Origin of the sequence: Falsiroseomonas bella, from assembly GCF_003173615.1 — a bacterium.
GTDB classification, from domain to species: Bacteria; Pseudomonadota; Alphaproteobacteria; order Acetobacterales; family Acetobacteraceae; genus Falsiroseomonas; species Falsiroseomonas bella.
Genome location: NZ_QGNA01000004.1, coordinates 666,785 through 680,044 on the forward strand (window position 1 = coordinate 666,785; position 13,260 = coordinate 680,044).

General features: G+C 69.9%; 8 protein-coding genes. 5 read left to right on the forward strand and 3 right to left on the reverse strand.

Features of this window, described 5'->3' with window-relative positions:
* Window position 1: 1 nt before the first annotated feature.
* The 3 genes from DFH01_RS20060 to DFH01_RS20070 form a co-directional block, all read right to left on the reverse strand.
* Entirely contained in the window at window positions 2–1,642 is a 1,641-nt protein-coding gene (locus DFH01_RS20060) for an ABC transporter permease (protein ID WP_109872232.1), read from the reverse strand.
* Between the two features lie 24 nt (window positions 1,643–1,666).
* The gene (locus DFH01_RS20065) at window positions 1,667–2,656 is read right to left on the reverse strand and encodes an ABC transporter substrate-binding protein (RefSeq protein WP_109872233.1); all 990 of its coding nucleotides are present in this window, start codon (window positions 2,654–2,656) and stop codon (window positions 1,667–1,669) included.
* A 98-nt stretch (window positions 2,657–2,754) separates the two neighbouring features.
* A complete protein-coding gene (locus DFH01_RS20070) occupies window positions 2,755–3,429 on the reverse strand; it encodes a cyclic nucleotide-binding domain-containing protein (RefSeq protein WP_109872234.1) in 675 nt (224 codons plus the stop codon).
* Window positions 3,430–3,648: 219 nt separating this feature from the next.
* Here DFH01_RS20070 and DFH01_RS20075 point away from each other — a divergent pair, with 219 nt between their 5' ends.
* The 5 genes from DFH01_RS20075 to narI are packed head-to-tail and all read left to right on the forward strand — an operon-like array spanning window position 3,649 to window position 13,258.
* On the forward strand, window positions 3,649–6,387 hold the full coding sequence (locus DFH01_RS20075) for a nitrate/nitrite transporter (RefSeq protein WP_109872235.1): 2,739 nt from the start codon (window positions 3,649–3,651) through the stop codon (window positions 6,385–6,387).
* Window positions 6,388–6,406: 19 nt separating this feature from the next.
* Window positions 6,407–10,141: a nitrate reductase subunit alpha gene (locus DFH01_RS20080; protein WP_109872236.1), complete on the forward strand. Its 3,735-nt coding sequence runs from the start codon at window positions 6,407–6,409 to the stop codon at window positions 10,139–10,141.
* A 28-nt stretch (window positions 10,142–10,169) separates the two neighbouring features.
* On the forward strand, window positions 10,170–11,744 hold the full coding sequence (narH, locus tag DFH01_RS20085; RefSeq protein WP_109872237.1) for a nitrate reductase subunit beta: 1,575 nt from the start codon (window positions 10,170–10,172) through the stop codon (window positions 11,742–11,744).
* Window positions 11,741–12,448 carry a nitrate reductase molybdenum cofactor assembly chaperone gene (gene narJ / locus DFH01_RS20090; RefSeq protein ID WP_109872238.1) on the forward strand — a complete coding sequence of 236 codons (708 nt, stop codon included), beginning with the start codon at window positions 11,741–11,743 and terminating at the stop codon, window positions 12,446–12,448. The genes narH and narJ overlap by 4 nt, the downstream gene beginning before the upstream one ends.
* 12 nt (window positions 12,449–12,460) lie before the next feature.
* Window positions 12,461–13,258, forward strand: coding sequence for a respiratory nitrate reductase subunit gamma (gene narI, locus DFH01_RS20095; protein WP_109872239.1), 798 nt, complete (start codon window positions 12,461–12,463; stop codon window positions 13,256–13,258).
* The last annotated feature ends 2 nt before the right edge of the window (window positions 13,259–13,260 follow it).

Here is a 13,260-nt window from a genome sequence, read left to right on the forward strand (position 1 = left end):
CTCAGGGCCGCCAGGGCAGCGTGCCGGCCGGCAGCTTCCGCGCCGCCAGCGTGGCCAGCGCCATCAGCCCCGCCATCAGCAGCAGCGCCAGGCAGGAGACGGCCGAGGCGAGGGGCGAATTGCCGCTTTCCTGCAGCCCGAAGACCAGCACGCCGAGCGTCTGCGTCCCCGGCCCGTAGAGCAGCGAGGAGACGGTGACCTCGTTCACCGCCGTCAGCGCCACCAGGATGCCGCCCGCGGCCAGCGCCGGCGCCAGCGGCGGCAGGTGCACCCGGAACAGCCGTCGCAGCACGCCCGCGCCCATGCCGCGCGCGGCCTCGTCCAGCGACGGGTCGAGCCGTGCCGCCGCCGCCGCGACGGGCCGCAGCGCCAGCGCCTGGAAGCGCGTGAGATAGGCGAAGAGGATCAGGCCGAGCGTGCCGTAGATCGCCCCGCCGCCCGGCAGGGACAGCACCACGAGGATGGCGGCGACCCCCGTGCAGGCGCCGGGCAGCGCATAGGGCAGGTCCGTCGCGGCACTCGCCGCGCGCACCGCCCGCGCCCTCAGAACCAGCGCGATCGGCAGGGCCGCCAACGCCAGCAGCAGCGCGGCGCCGAGGCTGAGCAGAAGGGAGTTGGCGAAGGCCGCGGCGGTATGCGCCCCCGGCGCGGTGGCCGCGGCGAAGTGGCGCAGCGTCACGGTCTCGGCGGAAAGCTCCATGCCGCGCGCCGGGACCAGGGAAGCCGCAAGCAGCGCCAGCATCGGCACGGCCAGCACCGAGAAGAGATAGAGCAGCACGAGCACGAACGCGCCGCGCTCGGCGGGCCGGGCCAGCGGGACCGCCGCGAAGGGCTGGCGCCCCGCCACGGGCGCGCGCCGCGCCGCCAGCGACTGCATCGCCAGCGCCGGCGCGGCCAGCAGCGCCAGCAGCACGGCGAGCGCCGCGGCCTGGGCGAGCGCATCCGCGCCGCCGGCCGAGAGGCGCTGCCAGATCAGCACCGGCAGCACCGTGATCCGCGCGGGAATGCCCAGCAGCGCGCCGACGCCGAAATTGCCCAGCGCCGCGACATAGGCGAGCCCGGCGCCGGCCAGCAGCCCGGGCATCAGCAGCGGCCAGATGGCGCGGCGCAGCGCCGCCTCCGGCGTGGCGCCCAGGCCGCGCGCCGCCAGCACGGCCTCGCCCGGAACGCGCCGCAGCAGCGCCGCGATGGCGAGCATCACCAGCGGCGCCGACTGCACGGCCAGCAGGATCGTCATCCCCGCCGCGCCATAGACCGGATTGGGCGTGCCGAGCGGCGGCGCGAGGCCCAGCGCCAGCAGCAGCGGCGAGGCCGGGCCGGAAGCCTGGATCCATCCCAGCGCCATCACCTGCGCCGGCACCAGGGCGGGCAGCACGGAGAAGAAGAGCAGCACGCCGCGGCCTGCCAGGCCGCGCAGCAGCAGCGCCCAGGCCAGCCCGGCGCCGATCGCCGTGGCCAGCGCCGCCGCGCCGAGCGAGATCCGCAGGCTGTTCGCCGTTGCGCGCCAGACGGCGGGGTCGGCCAGGCCCGCCGCAACCGCGCCGCCGCCGAGCGCCTCGGCAAGCAGGCGCAGCAGCGGCACCGCCCCGATCGCCAGCAGCCAGGCGGCGGCGGCGAGAACCAGCGGCCGTGAGGTCGGCAAGGCGGAGCGGACCCGGCGCGGCCCTTACCCGCCCGCGAGCTGGGCGAAGCGGCGCAGGATCTCGGGCTGCTCGCGTGCCGCACGGGCGGCATCGAAGGGCATCACCTTGATGCTGCGCGGGTCGGGGAAGCCGGCCGGCGGCGCCACGGCGGGGTCGGCGGGCAGGAAGCCCTGGCCGGAGGCAAGGACCTGGCCCTCGCGGGAGAGCAGGAAGTCCACGAAGGCGACTGCCGCCGGCACGTTGCGCGCCGTGGAGAGGATGCCGACCGGCTCCGTGATCGCGGAAACCCCGTCCTCGGGGAAGACGAAGCGCACGGGCGCGCCCTTCGCGGCTTCGCGGATGGGCAGGTAGTCGATGACGATGCCGAAGGCGCGCTCGGCGCCCGAGACGGCCTGCATGACGGGGCCGTTGCCGCCGCGCGCCTGCACGCCGTTCTGGACCAGCCGCTCGACATAGGACCAGCCGAGGGCCGGGTTCTGCACCAGCGTCGTGATGTGGATCGCCGCGGCGCCCGACACGGCCGGGGAGGGCATGGCCACCTGGTTGCGCGCACGGGCATCGAGCAGATCGGTCCAGCGCGCCGGCACGAAGGGCGCGCGGACATGGTGCATGAAGCCGGTGGTGATGAGCTTGGTGCCGAAATAGCCACGGCCCGGATCCAGATGCTCGGCCGGGATGCCGCCGGTCTGCACCTCGGGGCTGGCCCGCAGGCGACCCTCGGCCTTCAGTCCTTCGAAGGTCAGGCTGTCGGCCAGCAGCAGCAGGTCCGGCCGGGGCTGGCCGGCGGCGATCTCGGCACGGAGGCGGGTCATGATCTGGCCGGTGCCGCCGCGGATCCACTCGACCTGCACCGCCGGATGGCGGCGCCGGAACGCCTCGACCGTGGCCGCGGCATCGGGCTCGAGCTGCGACGTGTAGAGCACCAGCGGCCCGGACACCTGTTGCGCCGCTGCCGGGCGGATCGCAGCCGCCGCGAGCGAGACGAGACCAAGACCGAAGCTGCGACGCCGCATCCCTGTGTTCTCCCCCTGGTTGCTCCCCTGATCTAGCCGGGCGCGCGGCGTCGCGGCAGGGGGGCAATGTGAAGAGGAGGTTGCAGCGCCGGGCCTGCTCAGGAGTGGACGAGGGCGCTGCGGTCGCGGACCGTCGGTCCGCGCGCGCCGCGCCTGAGCCTCCCCTTGGTCTCCAGCGCGGCAAGGGTGCGCGAGAGCGTCTCCGGCGTCATGCCGAGGCGCGCGGCGATCGCGGCCCGTGGTTCCGGCAGCGCCGCGCATCCCGCCCCGGCCTCCTCCGACACGCGCCTGGCCAGGAAGCGCGAGACGCGCGCTTCGACACTGTTCAGCTTCAGGTCCACGACCTGGTCCACCATCAGCCGCCAATGGCGTGACAGCAGCTCGACGGTGGCGCGGCTCAGATCGAGCGAGGCAGCCAGCCTGTCGCGGAAGTGCTGGGCGGGGATCATCAGCACGCGGATTTCCGTCAGCGCCATGGCGGACGGAAGATAGGGCAGGCGGAGCACGACGGCGGGGGCGACGAAGATCTCCCCCGCGCCGAAGATCTCGACGATCGTCGTGCCGCCCTGGTCCCCCTTCGCCTGGAGCCCGACGCTGCCCTCGAGCAGCAGGTGCAGGAACTCCGCCTCCTCGCCTTGCTCGAACAGCACGGTCCCCTTCGGCAGCAGCTGCGTGAAGCTCGGCTGCAGCAGGTCCTGCATCGCGGCCGCCCCGGCGGCCTGGAAGAACGGAGACCGCTCGACCATCGCGTAGGTCGTCTCACGCTTGCCCATGTCCCGTCCTCCTGCTGCCGGTCCGGTATGGCAGGCGGGCCGCCGGTGCGAATTGACCCAGATCAAGAGCGACCTTGCTCCGGGCCAATGGCCGGCTTGCCGAATGTCGCCAACCCTCGAACATTGGCCTCGCCCCTCCCCGCGACTTGATCTGGCTCAAGCCCGCGAAGCTGCGCGGCGGCTCAGTTGCGCCCATCCCGCTCGAAACCGGAGGAGGGCATGAGCGCAACGACGAATCCGCCCGAGCCAGGGGCGCAATCACGCGCCCTCTGGCTCTCCACCATCGCCTTCACGGTCTGCTTCGCCGTCTGGACGATCTTCTCCATCATCGGCGTGCAGATCAAAAAGGATCTCGGGCTGACGGAGACGCAGTTCGGCCTCCTGGTCGGCACGCCGATCCTGACGGGCAGCCTGGTGCGCCTGCTCCTCGGCATCTGGACCGACCAGTATGGCGGACGGATCGTCTATGTCGGCGTGATGGTCGCGGCGGCGATCGCCACCTTCCTGCTGACCTTCGCCTACGACTACACGACCTTCCTGATCGCCGCGCTCGGCATCGGCATCGCCGGCGGCTCCTTCGCCGTCGGCATCGCCTATGTCTCGAAGTGGTTCCCGAAGGAGAAGCAGGGCACCGCCCTCGGCATCTTCGGGGCGGGCAATGTCGGCGCGGCGGTGACGAAGTTCCTCGCCCCCGTCGTCATGATCGCCTTCGGCTGGAAGATGGTGGCGCAGCTCTGGGCCGTGGGCCTGCTGGTCACCGCGGTGGTGTTCTGGTTCGGCACGAAGGACGATCCCTCGCTCGCCGCGCGCCGCGCCGCCGGCGAGAAGCCCGAGCCGATGACGGCCCTGCTGGAGCCGCTGAAGAACATTCAGGTCTGGCGCTTCAGCCTCTACTACTTCTTCGTCTTCGGCGCCTTCGTCGCGCTGGCGCTCTGGCTGCCGCGCTACGTCATCGACGTCTACGGCTTCGACATCGCGACCGCGGGCATGATCGGCGCGGCCTATTCGGTGCCGGCCTCGATCTTCCGCGCCTATGGCGGCGTGCTGTCCGACAAGTACGGCGCGCGGCGCATCATGTACTGGACGCTCGGCGTCTCGGTGGTGGTGAGCTTCATCCTCTCCTACCCGCCGACCACCTATGTGATGGAAGGCATCCGGGGACCGGTCGAGTTCCACCTGGCCACCGGTGTCGGCGCCTTCATCGTGCTGGTCTTCGTCCTCGGCTTCTTCATGAGCCTGGGCAAGGCCGCGGTCTACAAGCACATCCCGGTCTACTACCCGAACCGCGTCGGCCCCGTGGGCGGCATCGTCGGCCTGATCGGCGGCCTTGGCGGCTTCGTGCTTCCGATCGCCTTCGGCGCGCTCAACGACCTGACGGGCATCCGCCAGTCCTGCTTCATGCTGCTCTTCGCGATCAGCGCCGTGGCGCTGGTGTGGATGCACTTCGCCATCCTCCGCATGGAGCGCGAGGCCGCTGCGCCGGCACTGGCGAAGCTGCCGGCGCTGCCGGAGATGCAGCCGATCCACGGGCCGGCGCAGGAAGGCGTGCTGCGCGGCGGCGCCATCGAGGACTGGCGGCCGGAAGACCAGGCCTTCTGGGAGGCGAAGGGCCGCGCCGTCGCGCGCCGCAACCTCTGGGTCTCCATCCCCTGCCTGCTGCTGGCCTTCGCGGTCTGGATGGTGTGGTCGGTGGTGGTGGCGAAGCTGCCTCAGGTGGGCTTCCGCTTCACCACGGACCAGCTCTTCTGGCTGGCGGCGCTGCCGGGCCTGTCGGGCGCCACGCTGCGCATCTTCTACTCCTTCATGCCGCCGATCTTCGGCGGAAGGCTGTGGACCACGCTCGCGACCTGGTCGCTGATCGTGCCGGCGCTCGGCATCGGCTTCGCAGTGCAGAACCCGGACACGCCCTACTGGATCTTCCTTGGCCTCGCGCTGCTCTGCGGCCTTGGCGGCGGCAACTTCGCCTCCTCCATGGCGAACATCTCCTTCTTCTTCCCGAAGCGGGAGAAGGGGAACGCGCTCGCGCTGAATGCCGGGCTCGGCAATCTCGGCGTCAGCGCGGTGCAGTTCGTGGTGCCGCTGGTGATCACGGCGGGCGTGTTCGGCGCGCTCGGCGGGGATCCGCAGGCGATGCAGGGCGGGGGCACGCTCTGGCTGCAGAACGCCGGCTTCGTGTGGGTGCCCTTCATCGCGGCGGCGGCCTTCGCGGCCTGGTTCCGCATGGACGACATCGCCAGCATGAAGGCCTCTTTCGCCGACCAGGCGGTGATCTTCCAGCGCAAGCACAACTGGGTCATGTGCCTGCTCTACACCGGCACCTTCGGCTCCTTCATCGGCTACTCCGCGGGTTTCCCGCTGCTGGCGCGCACGCAGTTCCCCGGCGTGGACGCGCTGCAGCTGGTCTTCCTCGGCCCGCTGGTCGGCGCGCTCTCCCGCTCGCTGACGGGCTGGGTGTCCGATCGCTGGGGCGGCGGGCGCGTGACCTTCTGGGTCTTCGCCGCCATGGCGCTCGGCGTCTACGGCGTGATCCACTTCATCGGCATCAAGGACCAGCCGGGCGCCTTCTGGGGCTTCTTCGGGTCCTTCATGTTCCTCTTCTTCGCAAGCGGCGTCGGCAACGCCTCCACCTTCCAGATGATCCCCGCGATCATGGGCAAGGACATGGCACGCCTGATGCCCGACGCGGATGCCACGACGCGGCGCCTGCAGGCGGAGAAGGAGAGCGCGGCGATCATCGGCTTCACCTCCGCGATCGCGGCCTACGGCGCCTTCTTCATCCCGAAGAGCTACGGCACCTCGATCGCCATGACGGGCGGCCCGCTCGCCGCGCTGTGGGCGTTCTTCCTCTTCTACCTGCTCTGCATCGCCGTGACCTGGGCGGTCTACACGCGCCGCGGCGGCCTGCTGCACGACGTCGAACGCAGGCCGCCGCCTGCCGCCGCAATGCCTGCCGAATGACCGGGAAGGACAAGCAACAATGAGCCATTTCCTCGACCGCCTGACCTACTTCAGGAAATACGCCGGCAGCTTCGCGAACGGCCACGGCGAGACCACGACCGAGAGCCGCGCCTGGGAGGACGCGTACCGCTCGCGCTGGGCGCACGACAAGGTCGTGCGTTCCACGCACGGCGCGAACTGCACGGGCTCCTGCTCCTGGAAGATCTACGTCAAGGGCGGGATCGTCACCTGGGAGACGCAGCAGACCGACTATCCGCGCACGCGGCCCGGCCTGCCGAACCACGAGCCGCGCGGCTGTTCCCGCGGGGCGTCCTACTCCTGGTATCTCTACAGCGCGAACCGGGTGAAATACCCGATGATCCGCAAGCGGCTGCTGAAGCTGTGGCGGGAGGCGAAGGCGCTGCACGCCGATCCGGTGGCGGCCTGGAAATCCATCCAGGACGATCCCGTGAAGCGGCGCGACTACCAGCAGGTGCGCGGCCAGGGCGGCTTCGTCCGCGCCAGCTGGGACGAGGCGGAAGAGATCGTCGCCGCCGCCAACGTGCACACCGTGAAGCGGCACGGCCCGGACCGCGTCATCGGCTTCTCGCCCATCCCCGCGATGAGCATGGTCAGCTACGCCGCGGGCAGCCGCTACCTGTCGCTGATCGGCGGCGTCTGCATGTCCTTCTACGACTGGTACTGCGACCTGCCCCCCTCATCGCCGCAGACCTGGGGCGAGCAGACGGACGTGCCGGAGAGCGCCGACTGGTACAACGCCGGCTTCATCATGATGTGGGGATCGAACGTGCCGCAGACGCGCACGCCCGACGCCCACTTCATGGCCGAGGCGCGCTACCGCGGCACCAAGGTGGTCACGGTCACGCCCGACTACTCCGAGGCGTCGAAGTTTGCCGATCTCTGGCTGCACCCGAAGCAGGGCACGGACGCGGCGCTCGCGCTGGCGATGGGGCATGTGATCCTGAGCGAGTGGCACGCGCAGGGCAGGGGCGACTACTTCCTCGACTACTGCCGCCGCTACTCCGACATGCCGATGCTGGTGCTGCTGACCGAGCGCGACGGGCGCCTGGTGCCGGACCGGCAGCTGCGCGCGAGCGACCTGGCCGGCAATGCCGGCGAGGCGAACAATCCGGACTGGAAGACCGTCGCGATCGACGATGCGACCGGCAACCCGTACATCCCGACGGGCTCCATCGGCTTCCGCTGGGGCGAGCAGGGCAAGTGGAACCTGGAGGGCCGCGACGCCCGCACGCTGGAGGCGGTGACGCCGCGCCTCACGCTGCTGGGGAACGAGACGGCGCCGGTGGCCTTTCCCTATTTCGGCGACGGCGCGCCCGAGTTCTTCAATCCGACCGCGCTTGGCGACACCGTCACGCATGACGTGCCAGTCGCCAGCGTCACGCTGGCCGATGGAAGCTCCGCCCGCGTCGCCACGGTCTACGACCTGTTCCTGGCGAATTACGGCGTCCTGCGCGACGGCCGCACCAACTACGACGCCCTGGCGCCCTACACGCCGGCCTGGGCGGAGGCCGTGTGCGGCGTGCCGCGCGCGCAGATCGTCTCGGTCGCGCGTGAGTTCGGCGACAACGCCGAGAAGACGCGCGGCAAGTCCATGGTGATCCTCGGGGCGGCGCTGAACCACTGGTACCACTCCGACATGAACTACCGCGGCATCATCAACCTGCTGGTGATGTGCGGCTGCATCGGCCAATCGGGCGGCGGCTGGGCGCACTACGTGGGCCAGGAGAAGCTGCGGCCGCAATCGGGCTGGATCCCGGTTGCCTTCGCCACCGACTGGGCGCGACCGCCGCGGCAGCAGAACAGCACCTCCTTCTGGTACGCGCACACCGACCAGTGGCGGTACGAGACGGTGCAGGTGAAGGACCTGCTCTCACCGACGGCGCCGCAGCCGTTGAGCGGGCAGCTCATCGACTTCAACATCCGCGCGGAGCGCATGGGCTGGCTGCCCTCCGCGCCGCAGCTCGCGCGCAACCCGCTGACGATCGCGGCCGACGCGGAGGCCGCCGGCGTGCCGGTGCCGCAATACGTCGCGCAGTCGCTGAAGTCGGGCGCGCTCGAGATGTCCTGCGAGGATCCGGACCATCCGGCGAACTGGCCGCGCAACCTCTTCGTCTGGCGGTCGAACCTGCTCGGTTCCTCCGGCAAGGGGCACGAGTATTTCCTCAAGCACCTGCTCGGCACGCAGCATGGCGTGCAAGGCAAGGACCTTGGCGAACAGGGCGAGGCGAAGCCGGAAGAAGCCGCCTGGCACGACGAGGCGCCGAAGGGGAAGCTCGACCTGCTGGTGACGCTCGATTTCCGCATGAGCACCACCTGCATGTATTCCGACATCGTGCTGCCGACGGCCACCTGGTACGAGAAGCACGACCTCAACACCTCCGACATGCATCCCTTCATCCACCCGCTCTCCGCGGCGGTGGATCCGGCCTGGGAGAGCCGCACCGACTGGGCGATCTTCCGTGGCATCGCGAAGCGCTTCTCGGCGATGGCGAACGGCCATCTCGGCAAGGAGCGGGACGTGGTGCTCACGCCGCTCATGCATGACAGCCCGGCCGAGCTCGGCCAGACGCATGTGATCCGCGACTGGAAGAAGGGCGAGGTCGAGCCGATCCCGGGCAAGACCATGCCGTCCGTCACGGTGGTGGAGCGCGACTATCCGAACACCTTCGCCCGCTTCACCGCGCTCGGCCCGCTGATGGAAAAGCTCGGGAACAACGGCAAGGGCATGGCGTGGAAGACCGGCGACGAGGTCGGCTTCCTCCGCCACCTGAACGGCGAGGTCGAGGTGCCGGGCGTCGAGGGCAAGCTCGCGCGCATGGACACTGACATCGACGCCTGCGAGACGCTGATGCATCTCGCGCCCGAGACCAACGGCCATGTCGCGGTGAAGGCGTGGGAGGCGCTGGGCAAGGCCACGGGCCGCGACCACCGGCACCTGGCGCTGCCGAAGGAGCATGAGGCGATCCGCTTCCGCGACGTGCAGGCGCAGCCGCGAAAGATCATCTCCTCGCCCATCTGGTCTGGCCTGGAGAGCGAGGAGGTCTGCTACAACGCAGGCTACACGAACGTCCACGAGCTGATCCCGTGGCGCACGCTCAGCGGGCGGCAGCAGCTCTACCAGGACCATCCGTGGATGCTCGCCTTCGGTGAGGCGCTCTGCCTCTACCGGCCACCGGTGGATCTGCGCGCGCACCAGGCGCTGCACAACGCGAAGCCCAACGGCCATCCGGAAGTGGCGCTGAACTTCATCACGCCGCACCAGAAATGGGGCATCCACAGCGTCTACACGGACAACCTGCTGATGCTGACGCTCTCGCGCGGCGGCCCGATCGTCTGGATCAGCGAGACCGACGCCGCGACCATGGGCATCGAGGACAATGACTGGATCGAGGCGTTCAACGCCAACGGCGCGCTCTGCGCCCGCGCCGTCGTCTCCCAGCGCGTGCCGAAGGGCATGATCATGATGTACCACGCGCAGGAGAAGATCGTGAACGTGCCGGGCAGCGAGATCACGCATGCCCGCGGCGGCATCCACAACTCCGTCACGCGGGCAACGGTGAAGCCGACTCACATGATCGGCGGCTACGCGCAGCTCGCCTACGGCTTCAACTACTACGGCACGATCGGGACCAACCGCGACGAATTCGTGGTCGTGCGGAAGATGGCCAAGGTTGACTGGATGGACGGGCCGAGGATCACGCCGCAGGCCGCGGATCTGCGGGCGGCCGAGTGAAGCGCGGACCGGGAAAGGAGATCAGACCATGAAGATCCGCGCGCAGATCGCGATGGTTCTCAACCTCGACAAGTGCATCGGCTGCCACACCTGCTCCGTGACCTGCAAGCAGGTCTGGACCAGCCGCGAAGGCGTGGAATACGCCTGGTTCAACAACGTGGAGACCAAGCCCGGCATCGGCTATCCGAAGGACTGGGAGAACCAGGAGAAGTGGAAGGGCGGCTGGACGCGCAAGCGCAACGGCACGCTGCAGCCGAAGATCGGCGCGAAGTGGCGCATCCTGGCGAACATCTTCGCCAACCCGAACCTGCCGGAGATCGACGACTACTACGAGCCCTTCACCTTCGACTACACGCACCTGCAGACCGCGCCGGAGAGCGAGACGATGCCCGTCGCGCGCCCGGTCAGTCTGCTGACCGGCGAGCGGATGGAGATCAAGTGGGGCCCGAACTGGGAGGAGATCCTGGGCACGGAGTTCCGCAAGCGCAGCGCCGACCGGAACTTCGACGGGATCCAGAAGCGGATCTACGGCGAGTTCGAGAAGACCTTCATGTTCTACCTGCCGCGGCTGTGCGAGCACTGCCTCAACCCGGCCTGCGTCGCCTCCTGCCCGTCGGGCTCGATCTACAAGCGGGAGGAGGACGGCATCGTCCTGATCGACCAGGAGAAGTGCCGCGGCTGGCGCATGTGCGTCTCGGCCTGTCCCTACAAGAAGATCTACTACAACTGGCAGAGCGGGAAGGCGGAGAAGTGCATCTTCTGCTACCCGCGCATCGAGGCCGGCGAGCCGACGGTGTGCTCCGAGACCTGCGTCGGCCGCATCCGCTACCTCGGCGTGATGCTCTACGACGCCGACCGCATCCAGCAGGCGGCGAGCGTCGAGAACGAGCAGCATCTGTATCAGGAGCAGCTCGACCTCTTCCTCGATCCCGAGGACCCGCAGGTGATCGCCCAGGCGCGCGCTGACGGCGTGCCGGAGGCCTGGCTGGAGGCCGCGCGCCGCAGCCCGGTCTACCGCATGGCGATCGACTGGAAGATCGCCTTCCCGCTGCACCCCGAATACCGCACGCTGCCGATGGTCTGGTACGTGCCGCCGCTTTCGCCCGTGCAGTCGGCGGCCGAGGCGGGACATGTCGGCTGGAAGGACGGCCTGCCGGACATCGAGGCGCTGCGCATCCCGGTGAAGTATCTCGCGAACCTGCTCACAGCGGGGGCGGAGGCGCCGGTCGTCAGCGCGCTGCAGCGCATGATGGCGATGCGCATGCACATGCGGGCGCGCACCGTGGAAAGTCGTGACGACACGGCGATCCTTGCGCGCGTCGGCATGACCGCGTCGCAGGTGGAGGCGATGTACCAGACGCTGGCCATCGCGAATTACGAGGATCGCTACGTCATCCCCTCGACGCACCGCGAATACGCCGAGAACGCCTTCGACCTGAAATCGTCCTGCGGCTTCAGCTTCGGCCAGGGCTGCTACGACGGGCGCACGGTCGGCAACCTGTTCAGCGCCAGCGGCCCCTCCGCGGGGCGCATGGCACCGCCCGCGATCCGCGAGGCGAACGAGGCCGCCGCCGCGGCGGCAACGCAGGAGCCCGGACGATGAACCGCCGCCTCGCCATCCTCTCTGTCCTGCTGCGCTATCCGGACGCGGCGCTGCGCTCCGACCTGCCGGACATCGCGCGCGCGATCCCGCAGGCGGGGTTCCGCGCCGATCTCGCCCCGCGCCTCGGCCGCCTCGCCCGGCGGCTCGGCCTCGGCGACGGGCTCGACCGGGAGGAGGCCTATGTGCGCCTCTTCGACCGAGGCCGCGGCACCAGCCTGCACCTGTTCGAGCATGTGCATGGCGACACCCGGAACCGCGGCCCCGCGATGATCGAGCTGGCGCAGGTCTACGAGCAGGCCGGCTTCGCGCTCGATGCGCGCGAACTGCCGGACTTCCTGCCGCTGTTCCTCGAATTCTGCGCCCACACGCGGGAGGACGTCACCGCGAACCTCCTCGGCCAGTGCGCGCCGATCCTCGATGCGCTGCATGCGCGCCTGCTCGGCCGGGCCACGCCCGATGCGCGCGCCTATGCCGCCGTGCTCGCGGCCGTGCTCGCCGAGGCCGGCCTGCGGCCCGCGCAGCAGCCCACCTCCGAGCAGGAGCGGAGCGACGCCGAGGAATTCGCCGAACTCGACGCCGCATGGGAGGCGGAGCCCGTGGTCTTCGGCCCCGAATCCGATCCCGACAAGCAGGGCGCGCGCGCGAAGGTGGGCGCGATGATCGACCGCCTGCGCGCGCTGCGCGCCAGCCATGCCATCCGCTGAAGGAGCCTTGCGATGATCGAGCTCTACGACAGCTTCACCGCCTATCTGCAGGGCTTCCTGTTCGGGATCTATCCCTACATCTGCATGGGCGTCTTCCTGATCGGCAGCCTCATCCGCTTCGACCGGGACCAGTACACCTGGCGGTCCGGCTCGTCCCAGATGCTGCGCGCGCGGCAGCTCCGCCTGGGTTCGAACCTGTTCCACTACAGCATCATCTTCCTTTTCTTCGGGCACCTGATCGGGCTGCTGACGCCGCATTGGGGCTACGAATGGGCGATCCGGCCGGAGACGAAGCAGCTTCTCGCGGTCTACAGCGGCGGCGCCGCGGGCATCGTCTGCTTCGTCGGGCTCAGCCTGCTGCTGCACCGCCGCCTGTTCGACCCGCGCATCCGCCGCACCAGCACCTTCGCCGACATGGCGATCCTCGTGCTGCTGTGGGTGCAGCTCACGCTCGGGCTGGTGACGCTGCCCTTCTCGCTCGGCCATGAGGATGCCGGGATCATGCTTGCGCTGGCCGCCTGGAGCCAGGCCATCTTGACCTTCCAGGCGCGGGCCTCGGAGCTGGTGATCGGCCTGCCGTTTCCCTACCTCGCGCATCTCGTGCTGGGCATGACGCTGTTCCTGCTGACGCCCTTCACGCGGCTGGTGCACATCTTCTCCGCACCGGTCTGGTACCTGTTCCGCTCCTGGCAGATCGTGCGCCTGCGCGGCGGCGCCACGGCCCGGCCCGGCCCCGTGCCGCGGCCCGGCCTGGCGCCCGTGCCTGCGCCTGTCCTGGCGGAACAACGCCCGCGCGTGCCGGCGGAGTGAGC

Coding starts and splice junctions, on each gene's coding strand:
- DFH01_RS20065 (WP_109872233.1), bottom strand. CDS start 2,656: ATGCGGCGTCGCAGCTTCGGTCTTGGTCTCGTCTCGCTCGCGGCGGCT.
- DFH01_RS20070 (WP_109872234.1), bottom strand. CDS start 3,429: ATGGGCAAGCGTGAGACGACCTACGCGATGGTCGAGCGGTCTCCGTTC.
- DFH01_RS20075 (WP_109872235.1), top strand. CDS start 3,649: ATGAGCGCAACGACGAATCCGCCCGAGCCAGGGGCGCAATCACGCGCC.
- DFH01_RS20080 (WP_109872236.1), top strand. CDS start 6,407: ATGAGCCATTTCCTCGACCGCCTGACCTACTTCAGGAAATACGCCGGC.
- narH (WP_109872237.1), top strand. CDS start 10,170: ATGAAGATCCGCGCGCAGATCGCGATGGTTCTCAACCTCGACAAGTGC.
- narJ (WP_109872238.1), top strand. CDS start 11,741: ATGAACCGCCGCCTCGCCATCCTCTCTGTCCTGCTGCGCTATCCGGAC.
- narI (WP_109872239.1), top strand. CDS start 12,461: ATGATCGAGCTCTACGACAGCTTCACCGCCTATCTGCAGGGCTTCCTG.